Annotated in this window: 16 protein-coding genes, 1 tRNA gene and 1 pseudogene; 4 read left to right on the forward strand and 14 right to left on the reverse strand. The window is 70.2% G+C overall.

From position 1 onward, the window contains the following. Positions 1 to 135: 135 nt before the first annotated feature. On the forward strand, positions 136 to 969 hold the full coding sequence (locus tag BLW86_RS22445) for a trans-aconitate 2-methyltransferase (RefSeq protein ID WP_093875697.1): 834 nt from the start codon (positions 136 to 138) through the stop codon (positions 967 to 969). Between the two features lie 238 nt (positions 970 to 1,207). On the opposite strand, the pseudogene BLW86_RS22450 reads toward BLW86_RS22445, so the two are convergent. The 4 genes and pseudogenes from BLW86_RS22450 to BLW86_RS22465 all read right to left on the reverse strand — a co-directional run. Further along, positions 1,208 to 2,737: pseudogene (locus BLW86_RS22450) on the reverse strand (FG-GAP repeat domain-containing protein); the annotation flags it as partial. Positions 2,738 to 2,943: 206 nt separating this feature from the next. Continuing rightward, positions 2,944 to 4,674 (reverse strand): FG-GAP repeat domain-containing protein, encoded by a 1,731-nt coding sequence (locus BLW86_RS22455; RefSeq protein ID WP_143060269.1) that lies wholly within the window; start codon positions 4,672 to 4,674, stop codon positions 2,944 to 2,946. 203 nt (positions 4,675 to 4,877) lie between these two features. Then, positions 4,878 to 5,567 carry a TetR/AcrR family transcriptional regulator gene (locus BLW86_RS22460; RefSeq protein WP_256341700.1) on the reverse strand — a complete coding sequence of 230 codons (690 nt, stop codon included), beginning with the start codon at positions 5,565 to 5,567 and terminating at the stop codon, positions 4,878 to 4,880. Beyond that, positions 5,567 to 6,547: an acyl-CoA desaturase gene (locus tag BLW86_RS22465; protein WP_177181724.1), complete on the reverse strand. Its 981-nt coding sequence runs from the start codon at positions 6,545 to 6,547 to the stop codon at positions 5,567 to 5,569. Before BLW86_RS22465 ends, BLW86_RS22460 begins: the two co-directional genes overlap by 1 nt. 238 nt (positions 6,548 to 6,785) lie before the next feature. On the opposite strand from BLW86_RS22465, the gene ppc reads away from it, so the two are divergent. Continuing rightward, positions 6,786 to 9,515: a phosphoenolpyruvate carboxylase gene (ppc, locus tag BLW86_RS22470; protein WP_093875701.1), complete on the forward strand. Its 2,730-nt coding sequence runs from the start codon at positions 6,786 to 6,788 to the stop codon at positions 9,513 to 9,515. Between the two features lie 68 nt (positions 9,516 to 9,583). Here the strand turns inward: ppc and BLW86_RS22475 are convergent, their stop codons facing one another. The 8 genes from BLW86_RS22475 to BLW86_RS22510 all read right to left on the reverse strand — a co-directional run bounded on the left by BLW86_RS22475 (position 9,584) and on the right by BLW86_RS22510 (position 15,792). Next, positions 9,584 to 10,411, reverse strand: a complete 828-nt coding sequence (locus BLW86_RS22475; protein ID WP_256341391.1) for an LPXTG cell wall anchor domain-containing protein — start codon at positions 10,409 to 10,411, stop codon at positions 9,584 to 9,586. Positions 10,412 to 10,580: 169 nt separating this feature from the next. Next, on the reverse strand, positions 10,581 to 11,024 hold the full coding sequence (locus tag BLW86_RS22480; RefSeq protein ID WP_177181725.1) for a hypothetical protein: 444 nt from the start codon (positions 11,022 to 11,024) through the stop codon (positions 10,581 to 10,583). Between the two features lie 40 nt (positions 11,025 to 11,064). After that, positions 11,065 to 11,661: an aminoacyl-tRNA hydrolase gene (gene pth / locus BLW86_RS22485; RefSeq protein ID WP_093875704.1), complete on the reverse strand. Its 597-nt coding sequence runs from the start codon at positions 11,659 to 11,661 to the stop codon at positions 11,065 to 11,067. A gap of 91 nt (positions 11,662 to 11,752) precedes the next feature. Then, entirely contained in the window at positions 11,753 to 12,340 is a 588-nt protein-coding gene (locus BLW86_RS22490; protein ID WP_093875705.1) for a 50S ribosomal protein L25/general stress protein Ctc, read from the reverse strand. 241 nt (positions 12,341 to 12,581) lie between these two features. Continuing rightward, complete coding sequence (locus BLW86_RS22495; RefSeq protein WP_030690291.1) at positions 12,582 to 13,556, reverse strand: ribose-phosphate diphosphokinase; 975 nt, start codon at positions 13,554 to 13,556, stop codon at positions 12,582 to 12,584. A 121-nt stretch (positions 13,557 to 13,677) separates the two neighbouring features. Further along, on the reverse strand, positions 13,678 to 15,123 hold the full coding sequence (gene glmU, locus BLW86_RS22500; protein WP_093875706.1) for a bifunctional UDP-N-acetylglucosamine diphosphorylase/glucosamine-1-phosphate N-acetyltransferase GlmU: 1,446 nt from the start codon (positions 15,121 to 15,123) through the stop codon (positions 13,678 to 13,680). Positions 15,124 to 15,232: 109 nt separating this feature from the next. After that, positions 15,233 to 15,303, reverse strand: a tRNA-Gln gene (locus BLW86_RS22505). A 6-nt stretch (positions 15,304 to 15,309) separates the two neighbouring features. After that, positions 15,310 to 15,792 carry a hypothetical protein gene (locus BLW86_RS22510; protein ID WP_093875707.1) on the reverse strand — a complete coding sequence of 161 codons (483 nt, stop codon included), beginning with the start codon at positions 15,790 to 15,792 and terminating at the stop codon, positions 15,310 to 15,312. Between the two features lie 115 nt (positions 15,793 to 15,907). On the opposite strand from BLW86_RS22510, the gene BLW86_RS22515 reads away from it, so the two are divergent. Beyond that, positions 15,908 to 17,203 carry a sensor histidine kinase gene (locus BLW86_RS22515; protein ID WP_093875708.1) on the forward strand — a complete coding sequence of 432 codons (1,296 nt, stop codon included), beginning with the start codon at positions 15,908 to 15,910 and terminating at the stop codon, positions 17,201 to 17,203. Positions 17,204 to 17,346: 143 nt separating this feature from the next. Here the strand turns inward: BLW86_RS22515 and BLW86_RS22520 are convergent, their stop codons facing one another. Beyond that, complete coding sequence (locus BLW86_RS22520; protein WP_093875709.1) at positions 17,347 to 17,838, reverse strand: SUKH-3 domain-containing protein; 492 nt, start codon at positions 17,836 to 17,838, stop codon at positions 17,347 to 17,349. 9 nt (positions 17,839 to 17,847) lie between these two features. After that, positions 17,848 to 18,360 carry a YwqJ-related putative deaminase gene (locus BLW86_RS22525; RefSeq protein WP_093875710.1) on the reverse strand — a complete coding sequence of 171 codons (513 nt, stop codon included), beginning with the start codon at positions 18,358 to 18,360 and terminating at the stop codon, positions 17,848 to 17,850. 278 nt (positions 18,361 to 18,638) lie between these two features. Between BLW86_RS22525 and BLW86_RS22530 the strand changes: the two genes are divergently transcribed. Next, positions 18,639 to 19,637: an SMI1/KNR4 family protein gene (locus BLW86_RS22530; RefSeq protein WP_093875711.1), complete on the forward strand. Its 999-nt coding sequence runs from the start codon at positions 18,639 to 18,641 to the stop codon at positions 19,635 to 19,637. Position 19,638 lies beyond the last annotated feature (1 nt).

Genomic DNA, 19,638 nt, shown 5'->3' on the forward strand with positions numbered 1-19,638 from the left:
TAAAGTCTCTTGTGTTCGAGTTTCTCGATGTCGAGTATCTTGGTATCAAGATATATTTTCCTGGACTATGGGGAAGGGACCCCGCCGGAACTCCGTTCCGCTTCGGCAACTCGTGCCAGCAAGGGGGCTTCGAACATGCATTCCGTGGACACCGCCGCACCGACCTGGGATCCACAGCAGTACCTCCGACACTCCGGCCACCGCACCCGCCCGTTCCTCGATCTCCTCGCCCGAATACCGCAGCTGCCGGCCCAGCGGCGACCCGCCCGCATCGCCGACCTCGGCTGCGGACCCGGCAACGTGACGGTCCTCCTCGCCGACCGGTGGACCGACGCCCACATCACCGGGTTCGACCTCTCGCCCGAGATGCTGGAGCGGGCCGAGAAGGACTGGGCGGGCACCACCCGGGGCGGCGGCTGGCTCGACTTCCGGCCCGCCGACGCCGCCCACTGGACCCCCGACGAGCCCTACGACCTGATCGTCTCCAACGCCGCCCTCCAGTGGGTCCCCAACCACCCCGAGTCCTTCGCCGCCTGGATCGACGGCCTCCGCCCCGGCGGCACCCTGGCCTTCCAGGTCCCCGGCAACTTCACCTCCCCCAGCCACGCCCTGCTCGGCGAGCTCTGCGAGACCCCCGAGTGGCGCTCCCGCCTCGGCGACCAGGGCCGCCGCTACGTCCACATCCTCGACACCGCCGACTACCTCACCCGCCTCACCGACCTCGGCTGCGAGACGGACGTCTGGGAGACCACGTACTGCCAGCTGCTCCAGGGGGAGGACCCCGTCCTGGACTGGGTCAAGGGCACCGCGCTGCGGCCCGTCCTCACCACCCTGGACGACGACCAGGAGGCGATCGACGCCTTCCTCGCCCAGTACCGGCTGCTGCTGCGCGAGGCCTACCCGCCCGGCCCGCACGGCACGGTCTTCCCCTTCCGCCGGATCTTCGCCGTCGCCCGCAGGAAACCCTGAAGGGGGGTGGAGACACGGGCGCCCCGCACCGGAACTCCGGTGCGGGGCGCCCGCGTGCCGCCGGTCGTCAGGACACGCTGTTGTAGGCGCCGTAGCCGTAGCCGATCTTGGCGCGCGGGGCGAACTTGCCCGGGGCGGTGTTCAGGAAGCGGTAGAGGTCGCCGCCCGAGGTGATGCCGAGCAGGTCGGCCTTGCCGTCGGCGTTGAGGTCACCGGGGGCGACGATCTTCGAGTACGTGTTGAAACCGGTGCCGATCTGCACGCGGGACTTGAGCGGCGTGGTCGCGATGCCGGTGCCGGCGTACAGGTAGAGGACGCCGCCCGGGGTGCGGGCCAGGAGGTCCGCGCGGCCGTCACCGGTGAAGTCGCCCGCGCCGACGAGCTTGTCGTACGCGCTCCAGCCGCCGCTGATCCTGATGCGGGTGGCGAGGGCGGTGCCGGCGCCGTTGCCCTTGTACAGGTAGAGGACGCCGTAGGCGTCGCGGGCCAGCAGGTCGCCCTTGCCGTCGCCGGACAGGTCGCCGGGGCCGACGATCGTGTTGTAGACGCCCCAGCCGCCGCCGATGTTGACGTTGTCGATGTAGAGGCGGCCCTGGGAGATCTCCGCCATGTCCGACGAACCGTCCTGGTTCATCGAGGACAGGTGCGTGAAGTTGGCACCGCTCCAGCCGCCGGTCTGGCCGTACTGGCTGCGGCCGCTCAGGCCGCCGCCGGTCGTGGCGCCGTACCAGTACATCGTGCCGCCCGTGGTGCGCGCGAAGACGCCCTCCTTCTCGCCGGAGACCGGGTTGTTGCCCGCCCCGCCGAACTGCGGGACGCCGGCCCAGCCGCCCGTGTCACTGATCTGCTGACGGGCCGCGAGGGTGCCGTCGCCCTTGCCGGTGTAGTACCAGAGCGTGCCCTGCAGATCGCGGGCGATCAGCTCCCCGTTGCCGTCGCCGTTGTCGTCGCCGGTCGGCATGATCTGGTTGTAGACGCCCCAGCCGGGGCCGAGGGACTTGCGGACGGCGAACGGATTGGCCTTGTCGCCCGTACCGGCGTAGAACCACAGGTACCCGGCCGTGTCGCGGCCGAGCATGTCCGCCCAGCCGTCGCCGTTGTTGTCGCCGATGCCGAGCAGCTGGTCGTAGATGTTGAAGCCGTGGCCGATCTTCACGCGCGACGCGAACGGCGCGGTGCGGATTCCGGTGCCGTAGAACAGGTACAGGTCGCCGTTGCCGTCGCGGGCGACCACGTCCGCCCGGCCGTCGTCGTTCACGTCGCCGGGCGCGAGGACCTTGTTGTAGATGCTCCAGCCGTTGCTCTGCCAGACGTACGTCGCGCTGGTCGGCGTGGCGTCCGCGTACAGCCGGAGAGTGCCCTGCGGGGACAGCGTCAGGAACTCGGGGCCGCTGGCGTTCCCGTCCTGGTTGCCGATCGGGATGATGTCCTTCGGAGGCGTCGTGATGGACGTGAACTCGCCGCCCTGGCCGGAGGTCGTGGACGTGCGGACCTTGCCGTTCCACTCGCGGAAGATGAAGTCGCCGCTGCCGTCGCCGTCGAAGTCCGACAGCTGCGGGGAGGCGCCGACGCCGGAGGCCGCCGTGGCGCCCTGACGGAGCGCGCCGCTCCCCGGACGCGTCGGGGACGGCGGGGTGAAGCCGGTCGCCTGCTTCTCGGCGACCGGGCGCGGCGCGGGCTGACCGGCCGAGGCCGGGCTCGCGAGCAGTACGCCCGCGGAGAGTACGAGAGCGGTGCAGGCCGCGAGGCGGGCACGTGTGCAGCGCACAGAACGCAAGAGATCCCCCCCAGGGATCAGGTGTCATCGGACCGGGAACCGGGGACCGCGACACCACCCCACGGCGGAAGGCGCGTGAGGAGGGCGATCCCCTCCGGATGCTCGGGAGCATACCGTCCCGAAGTGACGCCGTTCCCTCGCACCGACGCCCCGCACCGGGGTTCCGGTGCGGGGCGTCGCCGTGGTGCGCGATACGACTAGTACAGGCCGTTGTAGGTCTGGTAGCCGTAACCGATCTTGACGCGCGGGGCGAAGAAGTTCTTCGCCGCGCCGCCGTCGAAGCGGTACAGGTCGCCGGCGGCCGTGGCCGCGACGAAGTCGCCCTTGCCGTCACCCGTCAGGTCACCCGTGCCGACCAGCTTGGTGTAGGCGTTGAAGCCCTCGCCCAGCTTGATCCGGGCCTTGAACGGCACGGTCGGCTTCCCGGTGCCCGGGAACAGGTACAGCGTGCCGGTCTTCGTCCGCGCCAGGATGTCCGTCAGGCCGTCGTCGGTGTAGTCGCCGGCGCCGTAGATCCAGTTGTACGTGTCCCAGCCGCGGCTCACGTGGACGCGGTTGTACAGCTTCGTGCCCCGGCGGTCCGTCTGGTACAGGTACAGGTTGCCCGAGCGGTCCCGCGCGAGCAGGTCGCCCGAGCCGTCGCCGTTCAGGTCACCGGGGCCGACCAGCAGGTCGTAGATGCCCCAGCCGCCGCCGAAGTCCTTGCGCTCGACGTACAGGTGGCCGTTCCAGACCTCCAGGACGTCGGACTCGCCGTTCGGGTCGAACGAGGAGGCGTTGGTGAGGTTCGCCCCCGCCCACTCGCCCACGTCGCTGACCCGCTGGCGCGCGCTGAGCTTGCCGTTGTTCAGCGCGTAGTACCAGTAGAGGGTGCCCGCCTTGTCGCGAGCGAGCAGCTCCTCCTTGCCGGTCGCCGGGATGTTGCCGGCGCCCGCGAACTGGGACACGCCCGACCAGGCGCCGGGGGCGCTGATCGTCTCGAGCGTGTCGTAGCTGCCGGCGCCGTCGCCGCCGTACGCCCGCAGGGTGCCGTTCTTCCAGCGGGCCCAGACCTCGGTGTCGCCGTCGCCGTCCTGGTCGTCCACCGGCAGGATCTGGTTGTAGATGTTCCACATGGCACCCATGTGGACGGGCGCCTTGAACGGCTTCAGCGGGTCGCCGGTGCTCCCGTAGAATTCCAGCGCACCGTCGGGCATACGGGCGATCACATCGCCCTTGCCGTCGCCGTCGTTGTCGCCGACGCCGACGATCTGGTCGTAGACCTGCCAGCCGACGCCGACCTGGACCCGGCCCATGAACGGGTACATCGGGTCGCCGGTGGCCAGGAAGATGAACAGGTCACCGGCGGGGGTGCGGGCCATCAGGTCCGCGCGCTGGTCACCGTTCACGTCGCCCGGCGAGAACACCTTGTTGTAGATGCTGAAGCCGCCGCTGGACCAGCGGCGCTGCGAGAAGCCGGTCGTGGAGGCGTCCCCGAACAGGTCCACGGACCCCAGCACCGACACCGTCAGGATCTCCGGCCGGCCGCCGTTCAGGTCCAGGTCGCCGAGCGGGACCATCTCCTTGACGAACTCGCCGGACCCGGTGGGACGGGCGAAGTCGAACGTCCCGGTCTGCGTGACGAACGCCAACGAGCCGTCGGCCTTCCGCACGAGCAGGTCGCTCTTGCCGTCGCCGTCGACGTCCGAACGGGGCCCGGCGCCCGCCGGGGCGTCGCCCTCGGCCCCCGCCACGCGGGCGTCGGCCCCGGCGGCGGCCGGAGTGCTCGGCATCAGCGGCTGCGAGGCCGCCGGACGGTCCGTCTCGACCCCCGGACGCGGAGCCGGGGAACCGGCCGACGCGGGAGTCGCGAGCAGCATGCCCGCGGAGACGGCGAGAGCCGTGCACGCCGCCAGGCGGCGCCCACGGGTGAAACGCGAAGAGAACAAGAAGATCCCCCCCAGGGAATCGAGTGCACAGGAAACCCGGGCAGGGGCCCGCGCAGGCGTCGGACGGCGTCAGGGCGCGCGAAGACACGCGCGGAGACGACCTCGCCCGAACGGCGGAACCCCCCGGATGTTGAACGCGAGTCTACCTGCGGGGAAAATCCATGCCAGAGCTTTACTCTCCGGAACCTCTCCGGAGCCACCGCTCAGCTCTTGCGGTGCCCTATCAACCGCGGCTTCTGCTCCAGACCGTCGAGCCCGTGCCACGCCAGGTTCACCAGATGCGCCGCGACCTCCGCCTTCTTCGGCTTGCGCACATCCAGCCACCACTGCCCCGTCAGCGCCACACTGCCCACCAGCGCCTGCGCGTACAGCGGCGCCAGCTTCGGATCAAAACCCCGCGCCTTGAACTCCAGACCCAGGATGTCCTCCACCTGCGTGGCGATGTCACTGATCAGCGACGCGAACGTCCCCGTCGACTGCGCCACCGGCGAATCCCGTACGAGGATCCGGAAACCGTCCGTGTAGTTCTCGATGTAGTCCAGCAGCGCGAACGCCGCCTGCTCCAGGAGCTCCCGCGGATGCCCCGCCGTCAGCGCCCCCGTCACCCCGTCCAGGAGCTGCCGCATCTCCCGGTCCACCACGACCGCGTACAGCCCCTCCTTCCCCCCGAAGTGCTCGTACACCACCGGCTTGGAGACCCCGGCCTTCGCCGCGATCTCCTCCACCGACGTGCCCTCGAAGCCCTTCGCCGCGAAGAGCGTGCGACCGATGTCGAGCAACTGCTCCCGGCGCTCCGCGCCCGTCATCCGCACCCGGCGCCCACGCCGGGGCTTCTCTCCGCCGCTGCCGCCCGTAGTACCGCCGGTCCTGCCCTCGATCGCCACGTCTTCCATCATGCCGCGTCTGCGGACGCGCTCTGGCGGCGGGCTTCGATGCGGGACTTCGCCGGCCAGCGCACATCGGTCGCCCAGCCCAGCTGCTCGAACCAGCGGATCAGCCGCGCACTGGAGTCGACCTGCCCGCGCAGCACCCCGTGCCGGGCCGACGTCGGGTCCGCGTGGTGCAGGTTGTGCCAGGACTCGCCACAGGACAGCACCGCCAGCCACCACACGTTGCCCGAGCGGTCACGCGACTTGAACGGCCGCTTGCCCACCGCGTGACAGATCGAGTTGATCGACCACGTCACGTGGTGCAGCAGCGCCACCCGCACCAGCGAACCCCAGAAGAACGCCGTGAACGCGCCCCACCACGACATCGTCACCAGACCGCCCACCAGCGGCGGGATCGCCAGCGACACGACCGTCCACAGCACGAACTGGCGCGAGATCGCCCGGATCGCCGGATCCTTGATCAGATCGGGCGCGTACTTGTGCTGCGGCGTCTGCTCCTCGTCGAACATCCAGCCGATGTGCGCCCACCACAGGCCCTTCATCAGCGCCGGGACCGTCTCGCCGAACCGCCACGGCGAATGCGGGTCACCCTCCGCGTCCGAGAACTTGTGGTGCTTGCGGTGGTCCGCCACCCAACGCACCAGCGGGCCCTCCACGGCCAGCGAACCCATGATCGCAAGCGCGATCCGCAGCGGCCGCTTCGCCTTGAAGGAACCGTGCGTGAAGTACCGGTGGAAACCGATCGTGATCCCGTGGCAGCCGATGTAGTACATCGCCACCATCAGCCCCAGATCCAACCAGCTCACCCCCCAACCCCAGGCCAGCGGCACCGCGGCCAACAGCGCCAGGAACGGCACCGTGATGAACAGCAACAGGGTGATCTGCTCGATCGAACGCTTGCTGTCCCCGCCCAGCGTGGCGGAGGGCAGCGCCTCGGCGTCCGGCGCCGCGGACGCCGACGTCATCTCGGGGCTCATGGTCATGGGTGTCCCTGGGGGTGAGGGGAAGGGGGAAACGCGTCGAAGGACGGATCCGTGGCTACGCATCCGTAACCTACGGCGTCGTAAGTATGGCAGCGCCATGACGCGCGGCAAGAGGGCACAAGAGGCCCCTGCCCGCCGCCCACCATGTGGACACCTATCCTGGGGACGTCGGACAGCGCGGTCCGCAAGCCTCCAGAACCCCTCCAGACGTGCCCAAACACTGCAAGGAGCCGCACCTGTGAGCAGTGCCGACCAGACCCCCACCGCCAGCACCGAGCTGCGCGCCGACATCCGCCGACTGGGCGACCTCCTCGGCGAGACCCTCGTACGCCAAGAGGGCCACGAACTCCTCGACCTCGTCGAGAAGGTCCGCCGCCTCACCCGCGAGGACGGCGAGGCCGCCGCCGAGCTGCTCCGGGGCGTCGAACTCGAGACGGCCGCCAAGCTCGTGCGCGCCTTCTCCACCTACTTCCACCTCGCGAACGTCACCGAGCAGGTCCACCGCGGCCGCGAGCTGCGCGAGAAGCGCGCCGCCGAGGGCGGCCTCCTCGCCCGCACCGTCGACATGCTCAAGGACGGCGACCCCGAGCACGTCCGCGAAACGGTCAAGAACCTCAACGTCCGGCCCGTCTTCACCGCGCACCCCACCGAAGCCGCCCGCCGCTCCGTCCTCAACAAGCTCCGCCGCATCGCCGCCCTCCTGGAGACCCCCGTCGCCCAGGCCGACCGGCGCCGCACCGACCTCCGCCTCGCCGAGAACATCGACCTCATCTGGCAGACCGACGAGCTTCGGGTCGTCCGCCCCGAGCCCGCCGACGAGGCCCGCAACGCCATCTACTACCTCGACGAGCTGCACGCCGACGCCGTCGGCGACGTCCTGGAGGACCTCGCCGCCGAGCTGGAGCGCGTCGGCATCGAACTGCCCTCCGGCACCCGCCCCCTCACCTTCGGCACCTGGATCGGCGGCGACCGCGACGGCAACCCCAACGTCACCCCCCAGGTGACCTGGGACGTCCTGATCCTCCAGCACGAGCACGGCATCACCGACGCCCTCGAACTCATCGACTTCCTCCGCGGACTCCTCTCCAACTCCATCCGCTACACCGGAGCCACCCAGGAACTCCTGGACTCCCTCCAGCGCGACCTGGACCTCCTCCCGGAGATCAGCCCCCGCTACAAGCGCCTCAACGCCGAGGAGCCCTACCGGCTCAAGGCCACCTGCATCCGGCAGAAGCTCGTCAACACCCGCGAGCGCCTCGCCCACGGCACCCCCCACCAGGACGGCCGCGACTACCTCGGCACCGCCGACCTCATCCGCGACCTCACCCTGATCCAGACCTCGCTGCGCGAGCACCGCGGCGCCCTCTTCGCCGACGGCCGCATGGACCGGGTCATCCGCACCCTCTCCGCCTTCGGCCTCCAGCTCGCCACCATGGACGTCCGCGAGCACGCCGAAGCCCACCACCACGCCCTCGGCCAGCTCTTCGACCGTCTCGGCGAGGAGTCCTGGCGGTACGCGGACATGCCCCGCGACTACCGGCAGAAGCTCCTCGCCAAGGAGCTGCGCTCCCGCCGCCCCCTCGCCCCCACCCCGGCCCCGCTGGACGCCGCCGGCGAGAAGACCCTCGGCGTCTTCCACACCATCAAGGAGGCCTTCGAGCGCTTCGGCCCGGAGGTCATCGAGTCCTACATCATCTCCATGTGCCAGGGCGCCGACGACGTCTTCGCCGCCGCCGTCCTCGCCCGCGAGGCCGGCCTCGTCGACCTCCACGGCGGCTGGGCCAAGATCGGCATCGTGCCGCTCCTGGAGACCACCGACGAGCTCAAGGCCGCCGACGTCATCCTCGACGACATGCTCGCCGACCCCTCCTACCGCCGCCTCGTCTCCCTGCGCGGCGACGTCCAGGAGGTCATGCTCGGCTACTCCGACTCCTCCAAGTTCGGCGGCATCACCACCAGCCAGTGGGAGATCCACCGCGCCCAGCGCCGCCTCCGCGACGTCGCCCACCGCTACGGCGTCCGCCTCCGCCTCTTCCACGGCCGCGGCGGCACCGTCGGCCGCGGCGGCGGCCCCTCCCACGACGCGATCCTCGCCCAGCCCTGGGGCACCCTGGAGGGCGAGATCAAGGTGACCGAACAGGGCGAGGTCATCTCCGACAAGTACCTCATCCCGTCCCTCGCCCGCGAGAACCTCGAACTGACCGTCGCCGCCACCCTGCAGGCCTCCGCCCTGCACACTGCGCCGCGCCAGTCCGACGACGCCCTCGCCCGCTGGGACGCGGCCATGGACGTCGTCTCCGACGCCGCCCACGCCGCCTACCGCCGCCTGGTCGAGGACCCCGACCTGCCGACGTACTTCCTCGCGTCGACGCCGGTGGACCAGCTCGCCGACCTGCACCTGGGCTCCCGGCCCTCCCGCCGCCCCGGCTCCGGCGTCTCGCTCGACGGCCTGCGCGCCATCCCGTGGGTGTTCGGCTGGACCCAGTCCCGCCAGATCGTCCCCGGCTGGTTCGGCGTCGGCTCCGGCCTCAAGGCCCTGCGCGAAGCCGGCCTCGACGCCGTCCTCGGCGAGATGCACGAACGCTGGGGCTTCTTCCGCAACTTCCTCTCCAACGTGGAGATGACGCTCGCCAAGACCGACCTGCGGATCGCCCGCCACTACGTCGACACCCTCGTCCCCGACCACCTCAAGCACGTCTTCGACACCATCGAGGCCGAGCACGCGCTGACCGTCGCCGAGGTCCTCAAGGTCACCGGCGGCGAGCGGCTCCTCGACTCCAACCCGGTCCTCCAGCAGACCTTCGCCATCCGCGACGCCTACCTGGACCCGATCTCCTACCTCCAGGTCGCCCTCCTCGCCCGCCAGCGCGCGGACGCCGAACGCGGCCAGGACCCGGACCCGCTGCTCGCCCGGGCCCTGCTCCTCACCGTCAACGGCGTGGCGGCGGGCCTCCGCAACACCGGCTGACGCCCCCTCCGCACCCATGACGGAGCCCCCGCCGGGAAATCCCGGCGGGGGCTCCGTCATGAACGGCGTCAGCCCTGCTGGGCCTTGCGACGACGCGTCACCAGAACCGCACCGGCGGCCGCGAGGGCCAGAGCGGCGGCGGCGAGGATGCCGACCGGGGCGCTGGAACCGGTCTCGGCGAGGTTGCCCTCACCCTTGGTGTCCGTACCGCCGGCGGCGGAACCGCCCGTGGCCTCACCGGACGTCGAACCACCGGCCGTCGAACCGCCGTTGGCGGAGGTCTCACCCGTGGTGGAGCCGCCGGTCGCGGTGGTCTCACCGGTGGTGGTGCCGCCGTTGGTGGTCTCACCCGTGGTGGTGCCGCCGGTGGCGGTGGCCTCACCGGTCGTGGTGCCGCCGTTGGTGGTCTCACCCGTGGTGGTGCCGCCGTTGGTGGTCTCACCCGTGGTGGTGCCGCCGTTGGTGGTCTCACCCGTGGTGGTCCCGCCGTTGGTCGTCTCACCCGTGGTGGTCCCGCCCGTGGTCGTGCCGGACTCGGCCACGCAGGTGTGGGACAGGTTGAACCAGCCCTGCTTGATCACACCGTCGACCTCGGCCACGGCCGAGACCAGCTTCGCACCCGGCGCGGAGGCCACGTACGCGTGCTTGTCGTTCGGCGGACCGAAGGTCGTGAGGACCTGCTCGCCGCCCGGCTCGAACGTCACCGTCAGCTTGGTGAAGTTGACGTCGTTCGTGGGGATGACGAAGTGCCAACCGTCCTTGTCGGCCGGGATCGTCGGGCAGTCACCGTCGTGCGGCGCTTCCGAGGCGACGATCGGCGTCTTCTGGTGCAGGTTGTACGTGTGGGTGCCGTCCGACGCGAAGGCGGCGGGGGCAAGAGTCAGAGAGCCCGCCATGGCCGCGACAAGAGCGGCTGCGGGGATGAAGGAGCGTCGCATGTGCAGTCGTCCATCTGTGGGATGAGTATGCCGTGGGAGGTGGCTGAGGCAGCCTATCCGTCGCCCCCAACGCCCCTTAAGCCAGCGGCCCATAACGATTGACCCCCCACGACCGGACCCCCACGGGTCAGAGCGCGAAGAACGCCGCCACCAGCACCGCACCGCCAACTCCCGCCAACGACCACGCCGTCCGCGGCAGCCGCATCCCACCACCCACCAACGGCGCCGCCAGCAACAGCGCCCCGCCCAGCGGGAGCCACGCGTGCAGCCCCCCGCCCCAGCCCGTCCGCACGCCCTCGTCCGTACCCGGCTTCACCACCACCGGGATCGTCACGCCCTTCTCCGCCGCGACCGAACGCGCGATCGACAACGTCCGGCGCGTCGACGACGGATCCTCCGGCACATAACGGCCGCTGCACGTCTCGTCGGTGCAGTCGGTCACCGTCAACGTCCCGTGCTCACGGCCCTTCGCGAGCAGGACGTGCTGGGCGGAGTTCCACGAGGCCCAGGCACCCGCGACGACGAGGAGCAGGGCGACCAGGGCCATGGCTGCGGTACGGACGTGCGTCATGACCCGCGATCGTACAGTCGTACGTTCCAGGCGCCAGGCCCTACGCGTTGTACGCCGACTGGGCCCGCTCCAGGCCCTCCGCCACCAGGCACTCCACCGAATCCGCCGCCCGGTCCACGAACCAGTCCAGATCCTTGCGCTCCGCCGACGAGAAGTCCTTCAGGACGAAGTCCGCGACCTGCATCCGGCCCGGCGGACGCCCGATCCCGCACCGCACCCGGTGATAGTCCGCGCCCATCGCCTTCGTCATCGACTTCAGACCGTTGTGCCCGTTGTCCCCGCCGCCCAGCTTCAGCCGCAGCACCCCGTAGTCGATGTCCAGCTCGTCGTGGATCGCCACCACGTGCGCCGTCGGCACCTTGTAGAAGTCGCGCAGCGCCGTCACCGGACCGCCCGAGAGGTTCATGTACGACATCGGCTTCGCGAGGATCACCCGCCGGTTCTCAGGCCCCGGAGGCCCCATCCGGCCCTCGACGACCTGCGCCTGGGCCTTCTGCGCCCGCTTGAACGAGCCGCGGATCCGCTCCGCGAGCAGGTCCACCACCATGAAACCGATGTTGTGGCGGTTGGCCGCGTACTCGGGCCCCGGGTTGCCGAGGCCGACGATCAGCCAGGGGGCGTTGGCATCGTCCGTCATGTGCGTCAGGTCTCCTCGTATCCGTACAAGAGAAACGGGGTGACGGGCCCGTACGGCCCGTCACCCCGTCACGTCAGACAGAGCCTACGGCTCAGGCCTCGGCGCCCTCGGCGGCCTCGGTCTCGGCGGCCGGCTCCTCGGCCTGCGCGGCCAGGACCTGGATGACGACGGCGTCGGCGTCGGTCACCAGGGTCGAGCCCTTCGGCAGGGTGATGTCCTTCGCGAGGATGGAGGCACCGGCCTCCAGGCCCTCCACGGAGACCGTGACGGCCTCGGGGAGGTGGGTGGCCTCGGCCTCGATCGACAGGGTGCCGAGCACGTGCTCCAGCAGGTTGCCACCGGCGGCGAGCTCACCCTCGGTCTGGACCGGGATCTCGACGGTGACCTTCTCGCCGCGCTTGACGAGGAGCAGGTCGACGTGGATCAGGAAGCCCTTGATGGCGTCACGCTGGACGGCCTTCGGGATCGCCAGCTCGGTCTTGCCGTCGACCTCCAGGGCCAGCAGGACGTTCGGCGTGCGCAGGGCCAGGGCCAGGTCGTGGGCCGGGAGGGTCACGTGGGCCGACTCCGAGCCGTGGCCGTAGACGACGGCGGGAACCTGGCCGTTACGGCGGATCGCGCGGGCGGCACCCTTGCCGAACTCGGTACGGACGGAAGCGGCGAGCTTGATCTCGGACATGGTGCACTCCTCGTAGAAAGGTGACGAAAAAGGTGGTCACCCGGCCACGACTGGCGATGGCCTGCTACGAAGAGCGCGTCGATAACGGACCGCCGTGACCCTCTACGGGTACGACCTCCCTCGCCGAGCAACTACGGCAGTCTACCGGCCGCCCGCCCTACCACCCAATTCGATCACCGAAACACGGCGGAGGGCCGCTCCCCCGAACGGGGAAGCGGCCCTCCGCAACTGCCTGTGGGGCTCAGTGCTCCTCGAAGAGGCTCGTCACCGAACCGTCCTCGAACACCTCACGCACCGCACGCGCGATCGTCGGCGCGATCGACAGCACCGTGATCTTGTCCAGCTCCAGCGCACCCGGCACCGGCAGCGTGTCCGTGAACACGAACTCGCTGACCTTGGAGTTCTTCAGCCGGTCCGCCGCCGGACCCGACAGGATGCCGTGCGTGGCCGTCACGATCACGTCCTCCGCACCGTGCGCGAACAGCGCGTCCGCCGCGGCACAGATCGTGCCACCCGTGTCGACCATGTCGTCCACCAGGACACAGACACGGCCCTTCACGTCACCGACGACCTCGTGCACGGTCACCTGGTTGGCGACGTCCTTGTCGCGACGCTTGTGCACGATCGCAAGCGGAGCGTCCAGACGGTCACACCAGCGGTCGGCCACCCGCACACGACCCGCGTCCGGAGAGACGATCGTCAGCTTCTCGCGGTCGACCTTCGCACCCACGTAGTCCGCCAGCACCGGAAGCGCCGACAGGTGGTCCACCGGACCGTCGAAGAAGCCCTGGATCTGGTCCGTATGCAGGTCCACGGTCAGAATGCGGTCCGCACCCGCCGTCTTCAGTAGATCCGCCACCAGACGCGCCGAGATCGGCTCACGACCACGGTGCTTCTTGTCCTGACGGGCATAGCCGTACGACGGGATGATCACGGTGATGCTCCGAGCGGAAGCCCGCTTCAGAGCGTCGATCATGATCAGCTGCTCCATGATCCACTTGTTGATCGGAGCCGTGTGGCTCTGGATCAGGAAGCAGTCCGCGCCACGCGCCGACTCCTGGAAGCGGACGTAGATCTCACCGTTGGCGAAGTCGAACGCCTTGGTCGGAACGAGACCGACGCCCAGCTGGTGCGCGACCTCCTCGGCCAGCTCGGGGTGGGCGCGGCCGGAGAAGAGCATCAGCTTCTTCTCGCCGGTCGTCTTGATCCCGGTCACAGCACTGTCTCCTCAGACGTGTTCTCTGGCCGCGACCCCGCGCCTGTCGAGCGCATGTGCGTGCCAGCCGAATTTGTGTGCACGTATCACGGTACGCCGAGTTCGACGTACCTGTTTCCGGTCAGCTTTCGTCGGTGGACTCCTCAGCGGCGGCCTGAGCGGCCTGCGCGGCAGCACTGCCGGGCCGCTTCCGAGCCACCCAACCCTCGATATTCCGCTGCTGGCCCCGGGCCACGGCGAGCGAACCGGCCGGCACGTCCTTCGTGATCACGGACCCCGCGGCGGTGTAAGCCCCGTCCCCGATGGTGATGGGAGCCACAAACATGTTGTCCGAACCCGTACGGCAGTGAGAGCCGATCGTGGTGTGGTGCTTCGCCTCACCGTCATAGTTCACGAACACACTCGCGGCACCGATGTTCGAGTACTCACCGATCGTCGCGTCACCCACGTACGACAGGTGCGGAACCTTCGTCCCCTCACCGATCGTCGCGTTCTTCATCTCGACGTACGTACCCGCCTTGGACTTCTTCCCCAGGTTCGTCCCCGGGCGGAGGTACGCGAACGGGCCCACCGAGGCACCCTCGCCGACGGAGGCGGAGAAGGCGACCGTGTTGTCCACCCGGGCACCCTTGCCCACGGTGACGTCCGTCAGCCGCGTGTTCGGCCCGACCACGGCGTCCTCGGCGATGTGCGTCGCGCCGAGCAGCTGCGTACCGGGAAGGATCACGGCATCGGCCTCGAAGGTCACCGTCACGTCCACGAACACGGAGGCGGGGTCCTGGACCGTGACGCCGGCCATCATCGCCCGCTCGAGCAGCCGCTGGTTCAGCAGGGCACGGGCCTCCGCCAGCTGCACACGGTTGTTGATCCCCAGGATCTCCCGGTGGTCACCCGCGACCGACGCACCCACCCGGTGACCGGCCTCACGCAGGATCGACAGCACATCGGTGAGGTACTCCTCACCCTGACTGTTGTCCGTCCGCACCTGACCCAGCGCCTCGGCCAGCAGCTTCCCGTCGAACGCGAACACACCCGAGTTGATCTCCCGGATGGCGAGCTGCGCGGCGGAGGCGTCCTTGTGCTCGACGATCTCGGTCACGGCGCCGGAGTCGTCCCTGACGATCCGCCCGTACCCGGTGGAGTCCGGCACCTCGGCGGACAGCACCGTCACCGCGTTGCCGTCGGCGGCGTGCGTCTCGGCCAGCGCCCGGAGCGTCTCCCCGGACAGCAGCGGAGTGTCGCCGCACACGACGACCACGGTCCCGTCGGGCGCCTTCCCCAGCTCCTCCAGAGCCATCCGCACGGCGTGCCCGGTCCCGTTCTGCTCCTCCTGAACGGCGGTCCGGGTCCCGGCGTAGTGCTCCTCCAGGTGCCCCCTCACCTGCTCACGGGCGTGCCCGACGACCACGACGAGGTGCTCGGGCTCCAGCTCCCGGGCGGCGGACACGACGTGCCCGACGAGCGAGCGCCCGGCGATCTCGTGCAGGACCTTGGGGGTCTTCGACTTCATGCGGGTGCCCTCACCCGCTGCGAGGACGACGACGGCTGCCGGGCGGTTGGCGCTCACGGGAATGCCCTTCGGCTTTGGGTGGTGGACGCACGAAGGATACCGGGGGGCTGGGCGGCGGACATGAGTGCGGGTCCTGACCCGTGAGGGTAGGACCCGAACTTGCGAGCTCCCGGGGGAGGACTCGAACCCCCATATGGAGAACCAAAATCTCCCGTCTTGCCCTTAGACGACCCGGGATTACCGCTATGTCCGATTCTCGTGATCGGTCGCGGTAGCCGCCCCTACTATGCCGTACCAGGCGCCTTCGACGCGACGATACAGATCGGCGCTCCTTGTGACGTAGATGATCAGGCATCCGCGATAGGCCTCGCCGGCGTTCATCCGGGCTCGACGCTCCTCGTCGGTATAGCGAGACTCCGGCTTCGGCAGGTCCCTCACCCACAGCGAGATCGAGCTCTTTGAACAACCCAGCTCGACCTGGATCTGGTCGTAGGTCATGCCCTGGAGGCGCAGCTCGCGGGCGCGGTCGCGGAGGTCGTCCTTCGCATTCGGGCGCTTCGTCCACTCCGGGGGTGGCTCGCCCTTCACCAGGCGGTGGAGGAGGTCGTTGTTGTAGATCTTCAGGTGGTCGCGGATCTGGCGGAGGCTGAGGCCCTCGCGGCGGAGGGCGACGGCCTGGTTCCGCAGGCCCTCGAAGTCGGCGTACCGGCTCATCTCGGCTGTCATGCGAACACCATCGTCCGGAATGCGGACGTCCGGATCGAAAATCTGGGCGATTCAACAGTTCGAGGGACTGGTGTGTGCGGGGTTGACGAGGGGGCCCACCCGTAGGGTGTCGGGTATGACCACAACGGGGGCAGACCGGGACGCCGCGGGCGTCGGGACTTGGTGGTGGGGGAGACGGCGGAGCGCCGTGCTCGACGGGGCGCTCGCGCTCGTGTCCGCGCTGGAGTGTGCCGTCGAGGGCGTCGGGTTCGCCGACAAGGCTTCGCTTCCGGTGCCGCTGGGGGTGGTGTTCGGGCTGCTCGTGGGGTCCGTGCTGCTCGTCCGGCGCCGCTGGCCCATCGCCGTCGTGCTCGTGTCGATCGCCGTCGCGCCCGCCGAGATGGGCTTCCTGATGGGGATCGTCGGGCTGTACACGCTCGCCGCCTCCGAGGTGCCCCGGCGGATCACGGCCGTGCTCGCGGGGATGTCGACGCTCGCCGTGTTCGTCGTGACCGTGGTGCGGATGCGGCAGGACGTCGCCCAGGACATCGATCCCAGCGGCTGGTACGTGCCGAGCGTCTCGCTCTTCATGACGCTCGGGCTCAATGCTCCGCCCGTTCTCTTCGGTCTCTACATAGGGGCGCGCCGCCGGCTGATGGAGAGTCTGCGGGAGCGGGCCGACAGTCTGGAGCAGGAGCTGTCGTTGCTGGCCGACCGGGCTGAGCAGCGGGCGCAGTGGGCGCGGCAGGAGGAGCGGACGCGGATCGCGCGGGAGATGCACGACGTGGTGGCGCACCGGGTGTCGTTGATGGTGGTGCACGCGGCGGCGTTGCAGGCGGTGGCGTTGAAGGATCCGCAGAAGGCGGTGAGGAACGCGGCGCTGGTGGGGGACATGGGTCGGCAGGCGTTGACGGAGTTGCGGGAGATGTTGGGGGTGCTGCGGGAGGGGGCGGTTCCGGCCGCTCCCGTCGCGGTGCCGTTGGCGGCCGTGGGGCGGGCGGCTGCCGCCGCCGCGGAGGCCGCCGCCGATGAGGGGGACGGGCCGTGTCTGGATGCCCTTGAGGCGTTGTGCGAGCAGTCGCGGCTTGCGGGGGCGGCCGTGGAGCTGGTGGTGCTGGGGGAGGCGCGTCCGTATGCCCCGGAGGTGGAGCGGACGGCGTACCGGGTGGTGCAGGAGGCGTTGACGAACGTCCACAAGCATGCGGCGGGTGCGAAGGTCGTGGTGCGTCTGGCGCATCGGGGCGCGGAGGTCGCGATGCAGGTGGAAAACGGTCCTTCGGACGCGGCGGTGGCCGATGTGGGGTTGCCGAGCGGTGGGAACGGGCTGGTGGGGATGCGCGAGCGGGTGGTGCGGCTGGGGGGCGTGTTCGTGTCGGGCCCGACGGACGCGGGCGGTTTCAAGGTGTCGGCCGTCCTGCCGACGGGGGCCTAGCCGGGGCGGCGGCTCTGCCGACGGGGGCCTGGCCGGGGCGGCCGTGCCGAGGGGGGCCTCGCCGGGGCGGCCGTACTACCGACGGGGGCCTCGCCGGGCCGGCCGTATCCACCGACGGGGCCTCGTCGGGCCGGTGGTCCCGTTCAGCCCGTCGTCAGGCGGGTCGGCTGGGCCCCCGTGATCAGGGTCGACAGGGCCGCGTCGATGTCCTTGCCGAGGTACCAGTCGCCCGCGTGGTCGAGGCTGTAGACGCGGCCTTCGACGTCCATGGCGAGGACGGCCTGGTGTTCGCCTTCTTCGCCGAGGGGGGCGAGCTCGGTGTCGAGGGCGCGGCCGAGGTCGGCGAGGGTGCGGGAGAGGTGGAGTCCGGCGAGGGGGTCGAAGCGGACGGCGGCGGGTGCTATCTGCCGGCCGTGGCCGGGTGCGGTGATCCGCAGGCCGCCGAATTCGGCCCAGGCCTCGACGGCGGCGGGGAAGACGCTGTGCCGGTGGCCGGCGGGGGAGATGTGGGCGCGCAGGGTGTCGGCCCATTCTTCGGCGAGCTTGATGTCCCAGCGGCCGGGTTGCCAGCCGGCCTCGCGGAGGGCGGCGTCGACGTTGACCGGGAAGCGGGTGGTGCTGAGGTGGTCGGACATGGGGTGCGGTCAGCCGTTCTCGACGGGCGTGGTGGGGTCGACGGCGCGGACGCCGAAGTGGGCGAGCATCGCCGTACAGGAGCGGCAGGGTGCGGCGTAGCTGCCGTGGAGCGGGTCGCCGTCCTCGCGGATGCGCCGGGCGGTGAGTTTGGCCTGTTTGAGGGAGCGGCGGGCCTCGCTGTGGGTGAGCGGCTTGCGCTGGGCGCGCTTGGAGCGGCTGTTCTCGGTGGCGGTGAGGTGCCGGGAGAGCAGGATCGCCTCGGGGCAGCGGCCGGTGAAGCGTTCCCGCTGGCTGCTGGTGAGGGTGTCCAGGAAGTCCTGGACGAGGGCGTGCAGGACGGGGGGCCGGTCGCCGCGGCCCGCGGTGCACGTGAGGGTTTCGCCGCGGACGGAGAGGGCGGCTCCCACGGTGGGGAGGATTCCGTCGCGGCGGTGACGCAGTAAGGGTGCGCGCGTGGCCTCGGCGCTGCTGCTCCAGTTGAGGCGTGGGTCACCCTGTGTGGGCGTTGTTGTTGCGTACATGGTGCTGGTCTTCCCCTCCTGCAATCCCCCGAGTTGCGTGGACAGCCTGCCAAATAGGGAGCCATATGGGGAAGCTGGGGCGGCGAAACGCGTCTTCGGTGTGTCGGAATCATGGTGCGTCTGTCATGGCGTCGTGACAGTTGGTCACGCTCGGTCGCGGAGGGATCGGGTCCGGTTCGGTCTCTTGTGGCAGCGCATAGGCTGTGCGGCATCAGTCGGCCGCAGCCGTCGACTGTCGGTAGCAAGCAGTCAGCGACGCCATGCAGGGGGCAACCGCCATGACGACAGGTCGGCTCGGGCAGGACACCGCGCCACCGAACGCGGCCTACGCCGGGCAGGTCGTGCATTTCCCGGATCCGGTCCGTGCGTCCCGTCACCCCAGAGGGGTACGGGTGGACGAGCACGGCTACCCGGACTTCTCGCCGTACGCGCGCGCGGCGGCGGAGATCGCCGATCCGCCGGAGGGTTTCGGTGTCGACGAGCTGCGTCTGACGGACTACGTGTCGGCGAACGCGGCGCTGGCGGCGACCGGTCATGAGCTGTGGGACACGATTCCGTCGGTGGCGACCCCGCACGGCTGGACGTGGCATCACGTGGCGCGTTCGCGGCGGATGGAGCTGGTGCCGGTCGAGGTGAAGGCGCTGCTTCGCCATCACGGCGGGGTGGCGACGGCCGCCGTGGACCAGTCGAAGCGGGGGACGCGTCCGCTGCAGGAGACCCGGCCGGCGCACTTCGGGCTGCCGAAGGGCCGGGTGTCGGTGTCGGAGCAGCAGCTCCAGGGCGTCGAGGAGGATCTCGGCTATCGGCTGCCGGGGGCGTACCGCTCGTTCCTGAAGGCGGCGGGCGGGTGTGCTCCGGTGGGGGCGGCGCTCGACGCGGAGCTGGGTGTCCTGGTGGACCAGCCGTTCTTCACGGTGCGGGAGGAGGCGGGGGTCAATGACCTCGTCTACGTCAACAAGTGCCTCCGTGACCATCTGACGAAGGACTATCTGGGCGTCGCTTTCGTCCAGGGCGGTCTGGTCGCGTTGAAGGTGCGGGGTGCGGCGGTCGGTTCGGTGTGGTTCTGCGCGTACGACGACGCGCGGGACTCCGGCGAGGTGGCGGCCGGCTGGACGGTGAACGAGCGGGTGGAGCGGCTGCTGCTGCCCTGCGGTGCGGACTTCGACGCGTTCCTCGGGCGTCTGGCGGGCAATCCGCCGGAGCTGGAGACGGTGGCGAACCTGATGGTGGACGGCGGCTTCGCGCGTGCCGTGCCCGTGGTCCCGGTGGGGGAGTGAG

This window comes from Streptomyces sp. TLI_105 (assembly GCF_900105415.1).
GTDB lineage: Bacteria > Actinomycetota > Actinomycetes > Streptomycetales > Streptomycetaceae > Streptomyces.